General features: G+C 64.6%; 14 protein-coding genes. 5 read left to right on the top strand and 9 right to left on the bottom strand.

Annotated features, from left to right (window positions below; translation table 11 throughout):
- Positions 1 to 63: 63 nt before the first annotated feature.
- Both RX330_RS12890 and RX330_RS12885 read left to right on the top strand, forming a co-directional pair.
- Positions 64 to 369, top strand: a complete 306-nt coding sequence (locus tag RX330_RS12890) for a hypothetical protein (RefSeq protein WP_212091037.1) — start codon at positions 64 to 66, stop codon at positions 367 to 369.
- Positions 370 to 485: 116 nt separating this feature from the next.
- Positions 486 to 1,679 (top strand): CaiB/BaiF CoA transferase family protein, encoded by a 1,194-nt coding sequence (locus tag RX330_RS12885; RefSeq protein WP_317243223.1) that lies wholly within the window; start codon positions 486 to 488, stop codon positions 1,677 to 1,679.
- Between the two features lie 78 nt (positions 1,680 to 1,757).
- Here RX330_RS12885 and RX330_RS12880 read toward each other — a convergent pair whose 3' ends face one another.
- The 7 genes from RX330_RS12880 to RX330_RS12850 all read right to left on the bottom strand — a co-directional run bounded on the left by RX330_RS12880 (position 1,758) and on the right by RX330_RS12850 (position 12,732).
- A complete protein-coding gene (locus RX330_RS12880; RefSeq protein ID WP_317243222.1) occupies positions 1,758 to 2,627 on the bottom strand; it encodes an outer membrane protein in 870 nt (289 codons plus the stop codon).
- Between the two features lie 160 nt (positions 2,628 to 2,787).
- Entirely contained in the window at positions 2,788 to 4,305 is a 1,518-nt protein-coding gene (locus RX330_RS12875; RefSeq protein ID WP_317243221.1) for a tripartite tricarboxylate transporter permease, read from the bottom strand.
- A gap of 12 nt (positions 4,306 to 4,317) precedes the next feature.
- On the bottom strand, positions 4,318 to 4,860 hold the full coding sequence (locus RX330_RS12870) for a tripartite tricarboxylate transporter TctB family protein (protein WP_317243220.1): 543 nt from the start codon (positions 4,858 to 4,860) through the stop codon (positions 4,318 to 4,320).
- Positions 4,861 to 5,041: 181 nt separating this feature from the next.
- Entirely contained in the window at positions 5,042 to 6,016 is a 975-nt protein-coding gene (locus RX330_RS12865) for a Bug family tripartite tricarboxylate transporter substrate binding protein (RefSeq protein ID WP_317243219.1), read from the bottom strand.
- Positions 6,017 to 6,216: 200 nt separating this feature from the next.
- Entirely contained in the window at positions 6,217 to 10,125 is a 3,909-nt protein-coding gene (locus tag RX330_RS12860) for a beta strand repeat-containing protein (protein ID WP_317243218.1), read from the bottom strand.
- A gap of 564 nt (positions 10,126 to 10,689) precedes the next feature.
- On the bottom strand, positions 10,690 to 11,487 hold the full coding sequence (locus RX330_RS12855) for an enoyl-CoA hydratase/isomerase family protein (RefSeq protein ID WP_317243217.1): 798 nt from the start codon (positions 11,485 to 11,487) through the stop codon (positions 10,690 to 10,692).
- A 45-nt stretch (positions 11,488 to 11,532) separates the two neighbouring features.
- The gene (locus RX330_RS12850; protein WP_317243216.1) at positions 11,533 to 12,732 is read right to left on the bottom strand and encodes a pyridoxal-phosphate-dependent aminotransferase family protein; all 1,200 of its coding nucleotides are present in this window, start codon (positions 12,730 to 12,732) and stop codon (positions 11,533 to 11,535) included.
- 205 nt (positions 12,733 to 12,937) lie between these two features.
- On the opposite strand from RX330_RS12850, the gene RX330_RS12845 reads away from it, so the two are divergent.
- Together RX330_RS12845 and RX330_RS12840 are read left to right on the top strand one after the other, a co-directional pair.
- The gene (locus RX330_RS12845) at positions 12,938 to 15,946 is read left to right on the top strand and encodes an FAD-binding and (Fe-S)-binding domain-containing protein (protein ID WP_317243900.1); all 3,009 of its coding nucleotides are present in this window, start codon (positions 12,938 to 12,940) and stop codon (positions 15,944 to 15,946) included.
- Positions 15,939 to 16,367, top strand: coding sequence for a GlcG/HbpS family heme-binding protein (locus tag RX330_RS12840; protein WP_317243215.1), 429 nt, complete (start codon positions 15,939 to 15,941; stop codon positions 16,365 to 16,367). Before RX330_RS12845 ends, RX330_RS12840 begins: the two co-directional genes overlap by 8 nt.
- Positions 16,368 to 16,535: 168 nt before the next feature.
- Here the strand turns inward: RX330_RS12840 and RX330_RS12835 are convergent, their stop codons facing one another.
- Positions 16,536 to 17,318: an enoyl-CoA hydratase/isomerase family protein gene (locus tag RX330_RS12835; RefSeq protein ID WP_317243214.1), complete on the bottom strand. Its 783-nt coding sequence runs from the start codon at positions 17,316 to 17,318 to the stop codon at positions 16,536 to 16,538.
- Positions 17,319 to 17,486: 168 nt separating this feature from the next.
- On the opposite strand from RX330_RS12835, the gene RX330_RS12830 reads away from it, so the two are divergent.
- A complete protein-coding gene (locus RX330_RS12830; protein WP_317243213.1) occupies positions 17,487 to 18,863 on the top strand; it encodes a caspase family protein in 1,377 nt (458 codons plus the stop codon).
- Here the strand turns inward: RX330_RS12830 and RX330_RS12825 are convergent.
- Positions 18,836 to 20,950, bottom strand: a complete 2,115-nt coding sequence (locus RX330_RS12825) for a molybdopterin oxidoreductase family protein (RefSeq protein WP_317243212.1) — start codon at positions 20,948 to 20,950, stop codon at positions 18,836 to 18,838. The two genes, RX330_RS12830 and RX330_RS12825, sit on opposite strands and share 28 nt — an antisense overlap.
- Positions 20,951 to 21,044 lie beyond the last annotated feature (94 nt).

Raw genomic sequence — 21,044 nt, 5'->3', positions numbered from 1 at the left:
CATCAAATCCCGTAGTCATACGGTCCCTCAGTTCCCGCGGCACGCGTCATTTGCAGGGTTTCAATGAAACGACGTTCGTTCCTGGCCGGTCTGTTGTTCGGTACTCTGATCGCGCTGGCCGGACTGGATCACCAATCTTTCGGAGGACTGCCCGCCATGGTGGAGAAGGCCAATGCGGACGAGAACGGCAAGGCGGGACGCGCGCCCTCCATGCCGATGGCCCGAGATCCTGCCGCCGCCGTGGCAGAGGAATACGAAGCCGCCCGCCGGAAGGGAACGCGGGAGGCCTTCGAGCTCTTTATCGCCCGTCACGGCGATGACCCCCTCGCCGAACGCGCGCGCGCGGAGTTGAAGCGCCTCTCGCGCTGATCTCAGGTACCGCATCAGGCATGGCATTTCGGCAGGCTGCATCGGCGCCGGGCCGGCTTGTCGCATGATCTTTCGGCACTATGGTAGGCCCGCAATCTGCCCCGGAGCCACTCAAGATGCCTTTTCCGCATGCCTCGGAAGCCCTGTCGCGCTTCACCGTGCTCGATCTGACCCGCGTCCGCTCCGGGCCCACCTGCGTGCGGCAACTGGCGGACTGGGGGGCGAATGTCATCAAGATCGATGCGCTGACCGAGGACGCTGGCGGCGAGCAGCCGGGCGGCCCGCGCCGAGGTTCCGACTTCCAGAATCTGCATCGCAACAAGCGGGCCATGACACTGAACCTGAAGGACGAGCGCGGGCTCGCCGTGTTCAAGCGCCTCGCCGCCAAGGCCGACGTCGTGGTCGAGAATTTCCGGCCCGACGTGAAGAAGAAGCTCGGCATCGACTATGGAAGTCTCGCCGAGATCAATCCACGCATCGTCTACGGCAGCATCTCCGGCTTCGGCCAGGACGGGCCCTATCACAAGCGGCCCGGCTTCGATCAGATCGCGCAAGGCATGGGCGGGTTGATGTCGATCACCGGGGCACCGGGCGAAGGCCCGATGCGGGTCGGCATTCCCGTCGCCGATCTGACGGCCGGCCTGTTCTGCGCCATGGGCATCCTCACCGCGCTGCTCGAGCGCGAGGTCTCGGGCAAGGGCCAATGGGTGCAGACCTCGCTGCTGCAGGCCCAGATCTTCATGCTCGACTTCCAGGCAGCGCGCTGGCTGATGGAGAAAGAGGTCGCCAAGCAGGCCGGCAACAACCATCCAACCAGCATCCCGACCGGCGTGTTCAAGACCTCGGACGGCTACATCAACATCGCCACGACGGGCGGGCGGATCTGGGAGCGCTGCGCCCAGGCGATTGGCGCGCCGGAGCTCTATGCCCATCCCGATTATGCGACGGCCCCTGCCCGCTCCAAGAACCGCGACGCCCTCAACGCCGAGATCGAGAAGCACACGGTGACGAAGTCGACCGAGACCTGGGTCCGCGAGCTCAACGAGGCCGGCGTGCCCTGCGGGCCGATCTACGCCATCGACCAGATGTTCGAGGACGCCCAGGTCAAGCATCTCGGCATCGCGCAGGACGTGCCGAACGACGAGAGCCGCCAGATCCGCCTGGTCGGCCAGCCCGTGACGCTGTCACGCACGCCGAGCAGGATGGTGGCGCGGCCACCGGAATTCGGCGAGCAGACCGACGAGGTGCTGAAGGAGTTCGGCCTCAGTGCGGACGAGATCAGCAGGCTGCGGGACGCGAAGGTGGTGTGAACGTCATTTGCACCGTCTCCAACGACAAAGCCCGGCGCGAGGCCGGGCTTTGCTTCTTGTTGGACGCCTATTTTGATATCAGTACTTGGCGACGATCGGACCACCAAACTGATAGTTGATGCCTGCGCGCAGGATGTGATCGGTGAAGTGCGAGGAGACGTTGGCGCTGATGTCCGAGCCCGGCGCCAGCGTGAACGGGCCGGAGCTGAAGCGGCCGAGGTCCATGTAGAGATATTCGAGCTTAGCGCTCCAGTTCTGGGTGATCTTGCCTTCGACGCCGACCCCGAGAGTCCAGCCGGCACGGGTAGTGCTGTTCGAGGCGACCGACGTGATCGGGAGGCTGAAACCGTCGAGGCCGGTCATGGTGCCGGTGGTCTTGATCTCGCCGAAGGCCAGACCGCCGGTGCCATAGAACAGCACCTTCGGGGTGGCCAAGATGCCGACGCGACCGCGCAACGTGCCGAACCACTGCAGCTTCTGGTCGATTGCCAAGGTGGTGCCGCCGACGGTCCCGGGAAGAAGGAACGTCAGAAGGGGATTACAAACGCCCGGAACGGGCCCTGCTGCAGGGGCGCAGGAATATAGGGCGCTGCCTCTTTCACCCGACCATTGCAGGTCGCCCTCGATGCCGTACACCCAGTTGCCGTTTTGCCAATTGTAGCCGGCCTGGGCGCCCGCGATACCGCCGTTCATGTCGAACGCCGCGCTGGTGATTGACCCGGCCGGAGGCGCGATGGGTGCGCCGGTTGGCGTGTTGAAATAGGAGACGTCGGTGCGCGAACGGCCCCAGCTGTAGCCGCCGTTGGCGCCGACATAGAAGCCGGTCCAGCTCCAGACCGGATCGACGATAGGCGCCTTGACATAGGGCCTTGCCGCGAGATCGGCAGCAACCGCGCCCGTCGCAAACAGCGACATCGCCGCCGCCATTCCAATCACAATCCGCTTCATGGAGAATCCCCCCGCTGCACAATTTCGTGATGAAACCATACGTCGAGGCGTGCCCAAGTGCTGTGCCGGGCCAGCAACAACCAGAAATAATCGCGGCGTATAGCGGCTAGGACCAGGGCGACACCGCCATTATACCGTTGAATTTTAAAGATCTTTCTCCCTAGCTGGACGCTGGCTTGCTCCCCTGCGTCAATCCGACACGGGCGAGCAAGCCGTCGATTGCCGGCCAGAACAGCAGCACGATCGCCAATGTCGTGATCGAGCCGACCAGCCCATTCGACCAGAACACCTTGAGGTTGCCACCCGAACCGATCATCGACAGGCGGAAGGCGTCCTCGGCGCGGTTGCCGAGCACGAGCGCCAGCGTGAACGGCGCCAAGGGGATGCCGATCTTCTTGAAGACGTAGCCGACCACGCCGAAACCCAGCATCAGCCAGATGTCGAACATCGCGTTCTGGATCGCATAGGCGCCGATCGCGCAGGACACCACGATCATCGGCGCCACCGCGGCGAACGGCACACGCAGGATCGAGGCGAAGATCGGCACCGTCGTCAGCACCAGCACGAGGCCGACGACATTGCCGAGATACATCGAGGCGATCAGGCCCCAGACGAAGTCCTTGTGCTCGACGAACAGCAGCGGGCCGGGATTGAGGCCCCACACCATCAGGCCACCGAGCAGGATCGCGGCGGTGCCGGAGCCGGGGATGCCGAGCGCCAGCATCGGCAGCAAGGCCGCTGTGCCGGAGGCATGCGCCGCCGTCTCGGGCGCGAACACGCCTTCGATGCGACCCTTGCCGAAACCCTCGGGGTCCCTGGCGAAGCGCTTTGCCAGATTGTAGCCCATGAAGGAGGCAGCGATCGCACCGCCCGGCGTGATACCGAGCCAGCAGCCGATGAAAGAGGAGCGCAGCAGCGTCATCCAATATTTCGGCAGATCTCTCCAGACGCCGAGCACGACGCGGAGCGAGATGCTCGCCGCGTGTCCGCGCAGCGCCAGCCGCTCCTCCATCGTCAGCAGAATCTCGCTGATGCCGAAAAGGCCGATGACCGCGACCAGGAAGTTGATGCCCCGTAGAAGCTCGGCCGAGCCGAAGGTCATGCGCAGATTGCCCGATACGGTATCCATGCCGATGCCGGCCAGCAGCAGCCCCAGCGACATCGAGATGACCGTCTTGTGCTTGGCTTCGCGCCCCAATCCGACGAAGGAGCAGAAGGTGAGCAGATACACCGCGAAGAACTCGGGCGGGCCGAACTTCAGCGCAAAGGACGAGATCATCGGCGCGAGGAAAGTGATCAGCATCACCGCGACCAGCGAGCCGATGAAGGAGGACGTGAACGCCGCGGTCAACGCTTCGGCCGCCCTGCCCTGCTGCGCCATCGGATAACCGTCGAATGTGGTCGCGACCGACCAGGCCTCGCCGGGGATGTTGAACAGGATCGATGTAATCGCGCCGCCGAACAGCGCGCCCCAATAGATGCAGGACAGCATCACGATGGCCGAGGTCGGATCCATCGTGAAGGTGAGCGGCAACAGGATCGCAACGCCGTTGGGGCCGCCGAGCCCCGGCAGCACGCCGACGAAGATCCCGAGCACCAGCCCGACCATCATCAGCACGAGCGTCTTCCACGTCAGCAGGACGGCGAAGCCGTGAAGCAGGAGACCGAGAGCTTCCATCGCGGGACCCGCCTAGCGACCGAAGGCCGCTTCGAGCGGCCCTTTCGGCATGATGACGTCGAAGGCGACATCGAAGGTGACGAACATGATCGCCGTGAACACGAGAGCGGTGAGCAGAGACTTCCACAGCGCGATCTTGCCGACGAAGCGCATGAAGCCGGAAATCAGAAGGAAGCTTGCGACATAGAGGCCGAGGAACTGCATCGCCAGGCAGAACAGCAGCGTCGGCACGAATACGGCCATCACGCGGCGGGCTTGCGCGCGCGTGACGAAGGTCTGGCGCACCGCGCGCTGCGTGCGCAGCGCCGCGACAAGGCCGTAGAGGCTGCCGCCGCCGAGAATGATGGAGAGGTAGAAGGGGAAATAGCCGGGCTCGGGCCCGGTCGCATCCCAGGCAGCGCCCGTTCGCCAATTGTCGTAGCCGAGCGTGACGGCCAGCGCGAACAGCAGGAGACAGACGACGATCTCGATCGTGCCGGAAGAGACGACAGAAGGCGAGTCGTCTTCAGGCGCGGTCGGATCGTCGACGACGATTTCGATATCGGTTTGGGACATGAGCTGTCAGGGACGGAGTGCGGTCAATCCTCCCTCTCCCCGCTTGCGGGGAGAGGGTCGGGGTGAGGGGGAGTCTCCACGGGGACAGTGAAAGTCGGACTCGCGCAGAGAGTCCCCCTCACCCGGATTGCATCTTCGATGCAATCCAACCTCTCCCCGCATGCGGGGCGAGGTGAAGAGGTCACTTCGCGACGAATCCGGCTTCCGTCATCAGCGACTTGTTGACGGCATCGTCCTCCTCGAGGAACTGCACCATGTCCTTGCCGGTGAGGAAGATCGGCTTCAACGCCTGCTTCTCCATGTACTCCTTGTACTCGGCGGTCTGCGTCACCTTGTGGAAGAGATCGACGTAGAAAGCCTGCTGCTCCGGCGTGACCTTGCCGGGCAGGAACATCGCGCGCAGCATCAGATACTGGACGTCGACGCCCTCCTCCTTGCAGGTCGGGATGTCGGCCCAGGACTGCGTCTCCGTCACCTTGGTGGTGTAGGCGATGCGCTCCTTGTCGAACACGCAGAGCGGACGCACCTGGCCCGCACGCCAGACTTCGAGATTCTCGGACGGATTGTTGACGTTGGCTTCGGTGTGGTTGCCGACCAACTGGGTCGCGGCCTCGCCGCCGGACTTGTAGGGCAGATAGGAGAACTTCGCGCCGGTCTTCTGCTCCAGGAAGACGGTCAGCACGTGATCCTCGCGCTTGGAGCCGGTGCCGCCCATCTTGAACGGCGCGCTCGCCGCCTTCGCGGCCGCGACGAACTCCTTCACCGTCTTGGGGCCAGCGCTGTTGTCCCAGAGCACGAACTGGTCGAGCGCGACCACGGAAACCGGGGTCAGCTCACGCCAGTTGAACGGGATCTTCGCCGACAGCGGCAGCATGTAGATCAGCGAATAGGCGATCAGCACCTTGTTCGGATCGCCCTCGCTGGACTTCATGTACATCAGCGCTTCCGCGCCTGAGGCGCCGCCCTTGAGCGAGACGACCACCGGCTGCTTCATCAGATTGTTCTTCTGGATCGCGGCCTGCATCATCCGCGCCATCTGGTCGGAGGCGCCGCCCGCGCCCGCCGCCACCACGATCTCGACCGGCTTTGCCGGCTCCCAGGCCGCAACAGCCGGCGTGCCGCAAAGCGCGGCGGCAAGCGCAATTGCGGCCTTCATTCCATGTCCCACGTGCGTCTTCCCTATGTTCTTGTTTGGATTGGAAATTCAGAGACGAATTCGGCGTCCATTGTGCTGGGTAATCCAGCCGAGTTCAAGCCACCCCGCGTCATCCCGGTTATGACTTTGGAATGAGAATGGCGCGGCGCAAAAAAGCGCGGGCCCGCTGTAGGGCCCGCGGCTCGGCTCGATGGCAGAGCCTACACGACCAATATGTCGTGCTGATTGAGCATCACGCCGCTCTGGACGCTGACCACGGCAACAGCCGCGCCTTGCGTCCCGTCGGCGCTGTAATAGAGCGTCTGGCTGCTGGTGTCGAAATGGAATTGGGAGAGTCCCGAGAACACATCGTCACCCGAGGTTTCGAACGTCACGTCCATCCCAGCCGTCAACCCGCCGCCAAAACCGCTTGCCGAGACCGCGATGTGGTCCTGCTCGGTTGAATTGTTGAAGTCGCCGATCGTGCTCGGACCGGACGGCTGGAGGAAGGCGAAGGTGTCATTGCCACCGCCGCCGGTCATGGCATTGCCGCCCGCGGTGGCGATCAGGACGTCGCTGCCGCTGCCCCCGTTCACCGTCTCGGTTCCGTTGACCGCGATCAGGATGTCATCGCCACCGGTGCCGGTCAGCACGGTCGCGCCGGCCGCGTTGTTGATGATGGTCGCGGTCGCAACATTGGACGAAATCGTCGAGCCGTCGGAAGTCGTGTAGCTGAACGAGCCGCCGAGCGTTGCGTCATCGCTGAAGAAGGCATTCCCGAACGCGACGGCACCGCCGCCGGAACTCGCCGTGATGCTGCCGAGCGACAGCTGGTCGATCGTGTCGGGGTCGGTGTCGTTCAAGGCCAGGGCCCAGCTGGGGATTTCGACGGTCGCGTTGGGGCCGACATCGGTGATCACGGTCTCGCCGACCGCGGTCGGCGCGTCATTGGTGCCGATGATGGTCACGGTGACGCTCTGCGTGGTCGAGCCGCCATTGTTGTCGGCGATCGTCACCAGATAGTCCTGGGTCAGTGTCTGCCCCTGCGCCAGGAACTGGATGTCGGAATTGTCGACCGTGAAATGCCAGGCGACGGTTCCGGCGCCGCCGGCCTCGCTGACCGGATCGAGCGAGAACGTACCGAAATAGCGGCCGTCGCCCGGCACGAAGCTGGCGCTGTGTGTATCGCCGGGATCGACGTCGGAGAACGACAGCGAGCCTGCGGCGGATTCGGTGGCAGGTCCCGTCGCCGGACTGACGTTGACGGAGTCGAGGATCATGCCGGTGCCGTCGTTCTCATAGGAGAACTGGAGCAGCGTGGACGACAGCAGGCCGTCGCCGAGCACGTCGAAGGAATAATGGTTGACACCGGCCGGCACGTTGGCGAGCGCGAGGATCGTCACGCCGTCCCACGACACCGTGAACGGCGCGCTGACGCTCTCGGGATCGCCGATGACGTCGAAGCTGACGAAGTAGTGCTGGCCCGGCGTGGTCGCGACGTTCTGCGACAGCGTTTCCGGGCTGCTGTTGGGGAGCAGCTCGACCGAATAATGGCCGAAGCTGCCGCCGAGCTCGAGCTGCGTCACGTGGATGTGGCCGCCGCCGCTCACCGTCCAGTTGGCGAAATTGCCCATCTCGAAATCGCCGTTGAGGATCACCGGCGGGCCGGCGTCCTCGGTGATCGATCCGCTGAGATTGGCCGCGGTGACCTGTGGATTGTCGTTGGCGCCGGCGATGTCGAATGTCAGCGTGGTCGAGGCCTGATGGCCCTGGCCGTCGTCGACGGTGAACGTGAACTGGTCGGTGACGTTTTCGCCGGCGAGCAGCGCATCGACCGACGCGTCCGCGACATAGCCGTAGGAGCCGTCGGCGTTGAGCACCAGCGTTCCATGCGTACCGGCCACCGAACTACCGACATTGGCAGCGCTGCCGTTGATTTCGGTAATGGTCCGCGGTGTGCTCGAATCCACCGGCTGGGTGATCTCGAAGATGGCACCGGTCGCGATGGGCATGCCGGCATCCGGACCCGCGGTGTCGGACGTCGCGATCGTCAGCGGCGTCAGGACCAGTGGATCGGCCGCACCATCGATGGTGACGGTGACGGTCTGGACCGAATTGGTGAACCCGTCCCAGACGTTGACGGCATACTGCACCGTCAGCGTCTCGCCGAGGCTCAAGAAATCGAGATCGGCATCGGCGATGCTGAAAGTCCAGTCGATACTGCCACTGCCGCTGCCCGTGGAATCGTGCAGCACCGTCGAGAGCGCCGATTGGAGGTCCACCAGCGTCTGCGCCGGGACCGAGAAACTGTTGGCCGACCACAGCGCGTAATCCAGCACCACGCTGATCGAATGCGTGTCCGACAGGTCGACGTCGTTGAAGCTCAGCGTTCCCGTCGGCACCGGGCTCGTGGTGTTGGGCGACGGGGATCCGGTCACGCCCGGCTGCTCGGACAGCGAAGCCGATCCCGGCCCGCTCGTGACCACCGGCGCGTCGTTGGCGCCGGTAATGACGACGGAGACCGTCTGCGTAGAGCTGGTCGAGCCGTCCGCGACCTCGATATTGTAGGTCACCGTCAGCGTCTCGTTGAACGCGAGATAGTCGAGGTCCTGATCGGGGATCGCAAAGTTCCAGTCGATGCTGCCGGAGCCGGTGCCCGTGGAATCGTGTAGCGTCGTGGTCAGCGCCCCCGCGAGGTCGGCCTGTGTCGGGGCCGGCGGCGTTGGTCCTGAGGTCGAGTCCAGCGTCACCGTGACCGTATGCGTGTCGCCGGCGTCCTGGTCGGTGAAAGCGAGCGTGCCCGCCGGGGTCGTCGGCGTCGTATCCAGGACTAGGGAGCCCGTGGTGGCATCCTGCTCGACCACGGTGGAGGATTGTGGACCACTCGTGATCACGACAGGCTCGTTGATGCCGAGGATCGTGATGGTGACGTCCTGAGTCGTGGCGGCGCCGGCGGAATCGGTGACCGTGACGTGATAGACCAGCGTCAGTGTCTCGCCGCCACCGAGGAAACTGGCTGAGGAATTGGGCAACGCGAAATTCCAGTCGACCTCGCCGAACAGGTGACCGGTGGAATCGTCGAGAGAGGTGCCAAATGCCGCGAGCAGCTGTGCATTGGTGAGCGGAATTGCGCCACCGCCCGAGCGGGTCGCCGTCACGCTGGTCGAGACCATATGGGCGTCGGCGAGATCGATGCCGATGAAGGGCAGATCGCCATTGGCGTGCAGATTGCCCGAGGAATCCAGGTTCTGGTCCTCGACCAGGTTCGCGCAGTCCGGCGGCCCGAGGAACACCGGCTTGTCGTTGGTGCCGACCACCGTCACGGTCACCGTCTGAGTGGAGACCCCGCCGGCATGATCATCGAGCTGCACCGTGTAGGTGATGTCGAGATGCTGGCCTGCGGCCAGATAATCGAAAGCGAGATCTGGCGCGGAGAAGGTGGTGTTGATGATTCCGGTCGAGGAGCCGGAAGCCTTGACGACGTTGTCGACGTGGAAGAACGACATCAGCACGGCATTGCCGAAAGGGCCCGGCAGCAGGCCGGCCGTTGCGCCGGAGGCGGATACGCCTGTAACGGTCGCGGTGTGCCCGGTATTGGCGAGGTCGTCATCGGTGAAATTGAGCGCGACCTGAACCGTGTCGGGCGTGAGCGACAGCGTCTGGTTGGCCTGCTCGGTGACCGTCGCCGCCGTCGTCATGTTGATGACGGGCTTGTCGTCGGTGCCGGTGACCGTGATCTTGACGGTCCGGATGGCGAAGCCGCCGTGATTGTCGAACACCTTGACGTCATAGATCAGGACCAGCGTCTGGTTCTTGGCCAGGAAGTCGAAATCCTGGTCCTGGTCGCTGAAACTCCATTTGAGCTGACCCGAGCCGTTTGAATCGCTCAGGATCTGCGATTGCATCGCGGTCTGAAAATGCGCAAGCGAGGCTGCCGGAACGGTCGTTCCGCCCGAGACCACGGCGGAATGCAGCGTCACCGACGTCGTATGGGTGTCGGTCCTGTCGCCGTCCCTGAAGCTCATCGTCCCCGACAGCGTGTGCAGCGTCGTTGAATCGTTGAGGTTGGCAAATTCGGTGAAGCTGCCCGTCGCGGATGACGAGGTGAAAACCGGCGTTTGGTTGGTCATGGAAAAATCCCTGCCTGCGTTGCCATGAAATTGCTGCCGCACGAGAGCGCGGCGACGTGACTAATCGGTCTGAGAAATCAGACTGGACTCAACGGTCCTGCATCAAAGCGTTGGCTTAGGGTCTTGATCTAGGAGCTTGGCTTGTTCGCGAGGCCGCGCCTGGCGTTGGGATGGTCAGCAGCAATGAAATTGAGGGCGGCTCGCGTCGTCGAAAATTACGTCACTATGTCTTCAGTTCAATGACATCAGGTTGCAGCACGGTCGGTCAGAACGCTTCACACAATTCACGTCGGTCAATCAATTTGATCAGGCCTAAAATGACTTGCTGGCCGGCCTGTCGGCACGAAGAATACGAGAAGGCATCATGCAACCTCTACGATCTTATGCCCGAGCTCGCCGCGTCGTCAACGTGGACCCGTCATCGCGGGCGCACGCGATGGCGTTCCGGAGGGTGGAACCGGTTGTGACAACTGCAATTTACCCGGGATGGCCGACGATTGGCCTATCAGCACTCGCTTCTGCCCCCGCCGCATCCGGAGCGGCCCAACCAGCGAAGGACGCGGGCTATTTGCCCTTCCAGTTCGGCGTGCGCTTGTTGAGGAAGGCGTCCATGCCCTCGCGGAAGTCTTCGCTCATGTAGGCTTTCAGGATCAGGTCCTCGCCCTCCTCACGCGACAGCGTGCGGCGAATGCGGCGCACCGCTTCCTTGGTGGCTTCCAGCGTGAGCGGCGCGTGGCTGGCGACGAGCTTTGCGGTCTCGTCCGCGCGGCGCTGAAGTGTCTCGACGTCGGGCACGACCTCGTTGAGCAGGCCGAGTGCAAGGGCTTCCGGCGCCTCGACGAGGCGCGCCTTGAAAATCATATCCTTGGTGCGGGCGGGACCGACCAGCGCGACGACGCGGCTGATGTTGGACATCGACAGGCAGTTACCGAGCGTGCGCGCAATCGGAAAGCCGATCCGCGTCGTCTCGGTGCCGATACGGAGGTCGCAGCAGGCAGCAATGCCGGCGCCGCCGCCGGTGCAGGCGCCGGCAATGGCCGCGATCACGGGCACGCGGCACTGTTCGAGCGTGCCGAGCACGCGGTCGATGCGGGCCTCATAGTCGAGTGCATCCTGCGCGGTCTTGAAGGCGCGGAACTGCGAGATATCGGTGCCGGAGGCGAAGGCCTTATCGCCGGTGCCGGTCAGGATCAACGCCTTGATCGAGCGATCCGCGTTGATCTCCTGGCAGATCTCCGCCATGCGGTCATACATGGCGAAGGTCATTGCGTTGCGGGCCTGGGGTCGGTTGAAGGTGATCCGCGCGATGCCGTCCTGGACGGAGTAGAGCAGGTCTTCGTTGGCGGTGGTCGGTGCGTTCATCGCGCGCTCTCTTCTTGGTTAGGTCGGTTCAGGCCGCCTTGGCCCTTAGGCGACCTGAGCTTTGGTCATCGGCACGGCGTCGCGCCCCTTCAGGACGTCCATCGCCGCCAACACCCCGCCGCTCCGGTGCGGAATCTTTGCAAGATCGAGGCCCATCTCGACGCCTGCGAGCGTGCCCATCAGCATCAGATCGTTGAAATGGCCGATATGGCCGATGCGGAATACCTTGCCCTTGACCTTGTTCAGGCCGGTGCCGAGCGACATGTCGAAGTTCTCCAGCACCACCTTGCGGAAGGCGTCGGCGTCGTGTCCATCCGGCACGCGCACGCCGGTCAGCGCCGGCGAGTGCGCAGCCGGGTCGGCGCACTGGGTCTCAAGGCCCCAAACCTTGATCGCGGCGCGCGTCGCCGCGCTGTGGCGCTTGTGGCGGGTCCAGACGTTCTCCAACCCCTCCTCTTCCAGCATCTTGACCGCTTCGCGCAGGCCATAGAGCAGATTGGTCGCGGGCGTATAGGGGAAGGTGCCGAGCTTGTTGAAGTTGATCACCTCCTGCCAGTCCCAGTAGGAGCGCATGCCGGGGTTGGCCTTGGCAATGGTGAGCGCCTTCTCGGAGACGGCGTTGAAGCCGAGGCCGGGCGGCAGCATCAGACCCTTCTGCGAGCCGGCGACCGAGACGTCGATGCCCCAGGCGTCGTGCTCATATTCCATCGAGCCGAGGCCGGAGATGGTGTCGACCATCAACAGCGCCGGATGCTTGACGCGGTCGAGCAGCTTGCGCACCTCCAGCGGCGGCGTCACGCAGCCGGTCGAGGTCTCGTTGTGGACGACGCAGACCGCCTTGATCGCGTGCTGCTTGTCGGCGACCAGGCGCTTCTCGATCTCGGCGAGGTCGGCGCCATGGCGCCAATCGCTCGGGATGAAGTCGACGTCGAGCTTGAACTTGTCGGCGATGCCGCGCCACAGCACGGCGAACTGGCCGGTCTCGCACATCAGGAGCTTGTCGCCGGGTGCGAACACGTTGACCATCGCCGCCTCCCAGGCGCCGGTGCCGGACGAGGGGAAGATGATCACGGGCTGCTTGGTGCGGAATACCCGCTGCATCGAGGCGAGAACCGCAAAACCGAGCTCGGCGAACTCCGGACCACGATGGTCCAGCGTCGGCATGTCCATCGCCCGCAGCACCCGGTCGGGCACGTTGGTCGGTCCTGGAATCTGTAGGAAATGCCTTCCAGTGTGCACGGTCATCGGCGTCCTTCCCGGTCTTTGAAGCTTGTCTCGGCGTTGGCGTCGGTGGGCCCGAATTCGAGGCTCCGGCGAGCCGCTCGCATATCACTATTCGTCGGGCTTGTCCCTCGCCCGGCGGGGTCCGTCAATGCACAAGAAGCAGGGCTCGCTTGCCAAGGGCCGTGACGGGAGGCAAGACGGTGCCGGCGAACAGCGAGAGCGGACCATGGCGGCGGAAGTGGCTGGAAAATCACCGGAATCGGTCCAAACGGACCGCCTGGCCGCACGTCTGGCCCGGGAAATCACCGGCGACGTCCTGTTCGACCCCTTCAGCCGCGGCCGCTACGCCACCGACGCCTCGTTCTACCAGATCGTGCCATCAGGCGTGGTGGTCCCGAAGACCATGGACGAGGCGTTGCTGGCGCTGGCGATCGCCCGCGACGAGGGGCGTAAGGTCACCCCGCGCGGCGGCGGCACCTCGCAATGCGGCCAGACCGTCAATGATGGGCTCGTGGTCGATCTCTCCAAGCATCTCAACCGGATCCTGTCACTCGACGTCGAGGGCCGGACCTGCGTGGTCGAGCCGGGCATCGTGCTCGACGACCTCAACCGCCAGCTCAGGAAGCACGGCCTCTGGTTTCCGGTCGACGTCTCCACGGCCTCCCGCGCCACCATCGGCGGCATGGCCGGGAACAATTCGTGCGGCGGCCGCAGCTTGCGCTACGGCACCATGCGCGACAACACGCTGTCGATGGAGGCTGCGCTCGCCGACGGCACGCTGAGCCGCTTCGGCGAGGTCTCGCGCGATCTCTCCGATGTCGAGGCCGGCGACAGTGCGCGCGCCCTGTTCCGCGACCTGCTCGATCTCGGCGCCCGCGAGGCCGACGAGATTGCCACTCGCTTTCCAAAAGTGCAGCGCCGCGTCGGCGGCTACAATCTCGATGCGCTGGTCCCGCGCAATGCGCGCAACAACATGGCGCATCTCCTGGTCGGCTCGGAGGGCACGCTGGCCTTCACCACCAAGGTCGAGCTGAAGCTGTGGCCCGTGATCCGCAACAAGGCCCTCGGCGTCTGCCATTTCGGCAGCTTTTACGAGGCGATGGATGCTGCCCAGCACCTGGTCAAGCTGAAACCGATTGCGGTCGAGCTGGTCGATCGCACCATGCTCGCGCTCGGGCGCGACATCGCGATGTTCCGCCCCATCATCTCCGCCGCGATCAAGGGCGATCCTGACGCCGTGCTGGTGGTCGAGTTTGCCGAAGAAGACCAGGCGGATAACCTCGTGCGCCTCAAGCAGCTCGGCGAGCTGATGAGCGATCTCGGCTTCGGCTGGAACAACGAGACGCGCAAATGGGGCGGCGTGGTCGAGATCATTGAGCCGGCGCTGCAGAGCGGCATTGCCGATTTCCGCGCTGCTGGCCTCAACGTCATGATGTCGATGAAGCAGGAGGGCAAGCCGGTCTCGTTCGTCGAGGACTGCGCCGTGCCGCTGCCGCATCTTGCCGACTACACCGCGCGACTGAACGAGGTGTTTGCCAGGCACGGCACCAGCGGCACGATGTATGCGCACGCGTCCGAGGGCTGCCTGCACGTCCGTCCGGTGCTGAATTTGAAGCTGGAGAAAGACGTCAAGGCAATGCGCGCCATCGCCGAAGAGGCGTTCGCGCTGGTGCGCGAATACAAGGGCTCGCATTCCGGCGAGCACGGCGACGGCCTGGTGCGTTCGGAATTCCACGAGACGATGTTCGGCGAGCGTCTCGTCGCCGACTTCAGGGAGGTGAAGCAGCGCTTCGACCCCGAGGGCGTCCTCAATCCCGGCAAGATCGTCGATGCGCCCCGGATGGACGACCGCTCGCTGTTCCGCTTCAAGCCCGACTACCGCGTCGGCGAGCTCAAGACCAGGCTCGACTGGTCGGCTTGGCCCGGGGCCGGCGGCGGCTTCCAGGGCGCCGTCGAGATGTGCAACAACAACGGTGCCTGCCGCAAGCTCGAAGGCGGCGTGATGTGCCCGTCCTATCGCGCCACGCGCAACGAGAAGGATGTCACGCGAGGGCGCGCCAACACGTTGCGGCTCGCGATCTCCGGCCAGCTCGGCGAGGGCGCGCTTTCTTCCGATGAAATGATGGAGACGCTCAAGCTCTGCGTTTCTTGCAAGGCCTGCCGCCACGAGTGCCCGACTGGCGTCGACATGGCCAAGATGAAGATCGAAGTGCTCGCCGCGCGCGCCGCCTCCCACGGCCTGACGCTGCGCGACCGGCTGGTCGGCTATCTGCCGCGCTATGCCGGCCTTGCCTCGCGCTTCGCGCCGCTGGCGAATTTGCGCAACCGCAGCCCGCTACTGCGAAAGCTGTTCGAGCGCGTTGCCGGCATCAGCGCGCGCCGCGCCCTGCCCGCCTTCCGCAGCGACGTGTTTGCGCCGCCGGCTGATAGCGTTGGCCCCGAGGGCGGCCGCGAAATCGTGCTGTTCGCCGACACCTTCAATCGCGTCTATGAGCGCGAGAACCTCGACGCCGCGCTGCGCGTGCTGACAACCGGCGGCTATCGTGTGCACCTGCCCAAGCCTTTAGCCGGCAGCCGCCCGCTTTGCTGCGGACGCACGTTCCTCTCCGCCGGTCTCGTCGACGAGGCCAAAGCCGAGCTCCATCGTCTCGTGGCGGCTTTCGCGCCCTTTGCCGCGCGCGGCGTGCCGATCGTCGGCCTCGAGCCGAGCTGCCTGTTGACGCTGCGCGACGAGCTCGCTGCGCTGCGTCAGGACAACGATGCCAAGGCGGTCGGCGCCCATGCGCTGACCTTCGAGGAATTCCTGGTGCGTGAGGCCGAAGCCGGCCGGCTGCAACTGCCGCTCGGCGCGATCGCTGACAAGGCAATGGTGCACGGCCATTGCCATCAAAAATCCTTCGGCGCCTTCAAGCCCGTCGAACAGGTGCTGCGGCTCGTCCCTGGCCTGAAGGTCGAGACCATCGAGTCGAGCTGTTGCGGCATGGCCGGGGCATTCGGGTATGGTGCCGACACCTATGATGCCTCGATCGAGATGGCCGAACTGTCGCTGCTGCCGGCTGTGCGGCGTGCGGACCAGACTGCGCTCATCGTTGCCGACGGCACCTCCTGCCGGCACCAGATTCATGACGGCGCCCAGCGCGACGCGCTTCACGTCGCGCGCGTGCTGGCGATGAGCCTCGACCGCGCCAAGTCCAATCCCACGTCTCTCGCTGAAAAGGAAACCAGTCATGGCTGACCTCACCCTCGATACCGCCCGCAAGATCCTCGACGCCGCCTTCGTGAAGGCCGGCGAGCTCAAGTTGAAACCGCTGGTCGTCGCCATCCTCGACGCCCGCGGCGTGCTCAAGCTCGCGGCCGCGCAGGACGGCACCAGCCTGATGCGCGCCGAGATCGCGCATGGAAAGGCCTATGGCGCGCTCGCCATGGGCGTGGGCTCGCGCGCCCTGTTCCAGCGCGCGCAGGAGCAGGCCTATTTCATCGATGCCGTGAACACCATGGCCAGAGGCGCCCTGGTGCCGGTGCCCGGCGGCGTGCTGATCATGGACGGCACCACCCTGCTCGGCGCTGTCGGCGTCTCCGGCGACACCTCCGACAATGACGAGGCCTGCGCAGTGGCCGGTATCCAGGCGGCGGGGCTGAAGGCAAACGCGGGGTAGATGGTCATTCCGGGGAGCGCCACTTGGCGCGAGCCCGGAATCCATTTTCCCGCGTCGCTGGCTGCACGATGGATTCCGGGCTCGCGCTACGCGCGCCCCGGAATGACGGCGGAGGAATGCGGCCTCCGTTGAAATCGAATTGAGGTGGTAAACCCCGCTCTCGTGCAGCTACCTCCCCGTCCAGACCGGCTTGCGCTTTTCGCTGAACGCCTTCAGGCCCTCCTTGGCGTCCTCGGTCATCGCAAGCAGCGCGATCTGGCTTTCGGTGTAGGCGATGCTCTCGTCGAACGACATCGAGGCGATGGCGCGCATGGCGTATTTGCCGCGGCGGATCGCGGTCGGCGATTTGTCGACGATGCGGCCGATCAGCCAGTCGACCTTGGCATCGAGCTCCGCCGCAGGCACGACGTAGTTGAGGAGGCCCGCGGCCTGCGCGGCCTTGACGTCGAAAGGTTCGCCCGTCAGCGCCCATTCGTTGACGAGGCGCGGGGGCGCGATGCTCTGCAACAGGCTCAGCACCTGCATCGGGAACACGCCGACCTTCACCTCCGGCAGACCGAAGATGACGTGATCGGCCGCGACCGCCATGTCGGTCATGCACAAAAGGCCCATGCCGCCGGCCATGCAGACGCCGCCGACCCGCGCAATCGCCGGTTTTGTGGCGTTCTGTGACAAACGTAACAGATCGGCATAGTCGACATTTGGTTTGGAATGATCCATCGCGAAAGCCGCGCCGGAATTCTGCAAGTCGGCGCCCGCGCAAAACGCCTTGTCGCCCGCGCCCGTCAGCACGATGACGCGGACGTCCTTGTCGTCGTGCGCGTCGCGATAGCCTTTGGTGATGCCGGCGATGACCTCGCCGTTCAACGCGTTGCGTTTCTCCGGCCGGTTGATGGTGATCCAGAACGCCTGGCCGCGCTTCTCAGTGATGATTGCCGTGGTGTCGGTCATGGTGGGTTCGCTTCCTTGTGTTCCGTTTTGCGGCCATTTGCGGCAGGACGGCCGGCGCGCGCAAGGGCAATCTGCAACGCCATGTCACCATAGCGTGTGGGCACAAATTCGCACGGCGATTGAATTAGCGGTGACGGCCGCTATCCTGGCTGGAGATTTTGATCACCGATGAGCCATTTCATGCGCGCCGCGATGACGATGTTGCTGGCAGGCCTGCTCGCGCTGAGCGCAGGATCCGCAAGCCGCGCGGCCGACGCCGCCAAGCTCGCGCTGGTGATCGGCAACGCAAGATACCCCGACAACGAAGCGGTGCTGAGCGAGGTCGCCAACGATGTCCAGGACGTCGCCGAGGAATTGAAGCGCGGCGGCTTCGTCGTCGATCGCCAGAGCAATCTCACGGCCGACGCCATGCGGCAGGTGCTGGATCGCTTCTATGCTCGCATCGAACGCGGCACCGTGGCGTTGATCTTCTTCGACGGTTTTGCCATCCAGTCCAACCGGCAGACCTACTTGCTTCCGGTCGACGCGCAGATCTGGACCGAGCCGGATGTGGCGCGCGACGGCTTCAGCCTCGACACCATTCTCGCCGAGATGAACACGCGCGGCGCTGCGATCAAGATCGCGTTGATCGATGCCTCACGCCGCAACCCGTTCGAACGGCGCTTCCGCCGCTATTCGGCGGGCCTTGCGCCGGCGATCGCGCCGAGCAATTCGCTCGTGCTCTACTCCGCAGCGCTCGGCGCGGTCGCCGCCGGGGGCAAGGCCGATCACGGCCTGTTCGTCGCCGAGTTGCTCCGCGAGATGCGCGCGCCGAATATCAGCGCCGAGCAGGCTTTGACCAACACCAAGAACGGCGTGGTCGCCGCCACCAAACGGGAACAGGTGCCGTGGCTGTCATCCTCGCTGACCACGGAATTCTCGTTCGCAGGTTCGGTGGCGCAGCCGGCCGACAACAAGGCCGCCGAGCCGGCGAAGCCGGAGCCGCAGAAGCCGGTCTGCGACGCGCCGCAACCAGAGCCTGCTCTGAACGCCGGCGATCTCGCCAGGGATCCGGTCATCGCCGATCTCAGCCGCAAGGTCGCATCGAACGCCAATGACGTCGCCTCGCGATACAAGCGCGGCCAGGTCTATGCGATCAAGCGCGCCTACGCGCTCGCCATGCAGGATTTCGACGTCGTGATCCGCAAGGATCCCAGGGATGGCGAGGCGCTCAACAACCGCTGCTGGACACGCGCTGCCACCGGCGATCTGCAGGGCGCGCTGGCCGACTGCAATCTGGCGCTCCAGATCAATCCCGGATTGAGCGATGCGCTCGACAGCCGCGGGCTCGTCAACCTCAAGCTCGGCCGGACCAATGAGGCGATCAAGGACTACAACGACGCGATCCAGCGCAACCCGCGCTCGTCGTCGTCGCTGTTCGGCCGCGGCATCGCCACGCGCAAGAGCGGCGGCGACGGTGCCATCGATATCGCTCAGGCGAAGTCGATGAACCCTGATATCGCGAAGGAGTTCGCGGGCTATGGCGTCACGGAGTGCGTGCCCTGAGCTGCAGAGGCTTTCCTGATCCAGACCTTGTTGTCATGGAATGCGGCCCCGCCGATCGGCGCGACGGCTTCGGCTCCCGTCAGCATGTTGATGCCACGCCCGCCGATATGGTTCTTATTGGGATGAACGGATTCCGCGATCAGGACTCCGCGCCGCACGCCGTCAAACAGCGTCGCGACCAGCGTGGTCTCGCCACGGGTATTGCCGAGCGTCACCGCATCGCCGTTGGCGATGTCGAGCGCGGCCGCATCCAGCGGATGGATCATCACACTCGCCTTGCCCTCGCGCGCCTGCGAGGACGGCGTCTCGTTGAAGGTGGTGTTGAGGAAGCTGCGCGAGGGGCTGGTCGCTAGCCGGAACGGATGGGCCTGGTCGGAATGCTCGATCACCGCCCAATGGTCCGGCAGATCAGGCATCTTGTCGAAATCGCCCATGGTCACGCCGAACGGCGGATGGGCCCAGTCCGCCCTGAAATGGAATTTCCCGTCGGCATGGGCAAAGCCATCGAGATAATGCGAGGTGCGGAAGTCCGGCTGCAGGTCGCGCCAGAGGTCGGCTTCGAGGCCGGCAATGTCGCCGTGATTGCTGAGCTTCAGCGTCGCGTCGATCAATTCGCGCGGCGTCATCTCGAAACCCGGATGCCTGGCACCGAGCCGCGGCGCCAGTCCCTGCAGCACCTGATGGTTGGAGCGGCATTCGCCGGGCGGGTCGATCAGCTTCGGCCCGACCGAGATATGTTGATGGCCGCCGCCGTAATAGAGATCGTCGTGTTCCATGAACATGGTCGCCGGCAGCACGATGTCCGCCATCAGCGCCGTCTCGGTCATGAACTGCTCATGCACTGCGACGAACAGGTCCTCGCGCGCAAAACCCTCGCGCACCAGCGCCTGCTCCGGCGCCACCGTCATCGGGTTGGTGTTCTGGATCAGCATCGCCTTGACCGGGCCCTTGCCGCGCAGGGCTTCGGCATCGCCGGTGAGGATGCGACCAATCTTGGACTGGTCGAGCGCGCGCACATTTGGGTCGATGGCATCGTGGCCTTCGATGATGGATTCGTTGAAATGCCACAGGGCGTAATTGTTGAAGAAGGCGCCGCCGCCTTCATGCTGCCAGGCGCCGGTCACCGCGGGAATGCAATTGGCCGCGTGCATCTGCGTGGCGCCATTGCGGCTGCGCGTGAAGCCGTAGCCGAAGCGGAAGAAGGTGCGCTTGGTCTCGCCAACCGCTTTCGCAAACGCTTCGATTTCCGCCACCGGGACGCCGCAAATCGCAGACGCCCATTCCGGTGTGCGCGTCTTCAGGTGCGCCTCGAGCTCGGCAGGGCAATCGGTGTATTCGTCCATATAGGCGCGGTCGGCATAGCCGTCGCGGAACAGGACGTGCATGACGCCGCAGGCAAAGGCACCGTCGGTGCCGGGCCGCAGGATGATCTTGATATCAGCCTGCTTCATGGTCTCGTTGTCGTAGATGTCGACCGCGGCAATCTTCGCGCCGCGCTCCTTGCGGGCGCGGGAAGCGTGCGTCATCACGTTGACCTGGGTGTTGACCGGATTGGTGCCCCAGATCACGACGAGGTCGGAGAGCGCCATCTCGCGCGGATCGACGCCGGCGATCTTGCCGGTGCCGATGGCATAGCCGATGCGCGCGACATTGGCGCAGATGGTCTGATAGAAGCGGGAGTATTTTTTGACGTGCGTGAGACGGTTGAGGCCGTCGCGCATCACCAGGCCCATCGTGCCGGCATAGTAATAGGGCCAGATCGATTCTGCGCCGAACTCGCGCTCGGCTGCATTGAAGCGATGGCCGATCTCGTCCAGCGCCTCGTCCCAGGAGATCCGCACGAATTGACCTGAACCCTTCGGCCCGGTGCGGCGCATCGGAAACATCACCCGCTCGGGGTGATGGATGCGCTCGGCGTAGCGCGCGACCTTGGCGCAGACGACGCCAGCGGTATAGGTCTGCCGCTTCGAACCACGGACGCGGCCGATGCTGCGGCCGTCGACCACCTCGACATCGAGAGCGCATGCCGAGGGGCAATCATGCGGGCAGGTCGAATGGCGGATTTCGATCTTGGCGTGCTGGTTCATGGCAGATTGGTAACACCAAAATACCAGCCAGCCGAGCGCATTTATCCGGCACTGCCATGCGATTTGCTCAAGCCGTGCCCGTTGCAAGGTCTTG

Origin of the sequence: Bradyrhizobium sp. NDS-1 (assembly GCF_032918005.1) — a bacterium.
Taxonomy (GTDB): Bacteria; Pseudomonadota; Alphaproteobacteria; order Rhizobiales; family Xanthobacteraceae; genus Bradyrhizobium; species Bradyrhizobium tunisiense.
Note: the sequence above shows the minus strand (reverse complement) of the source record. Positions and strands in the feature narration are given on the sequence as shown.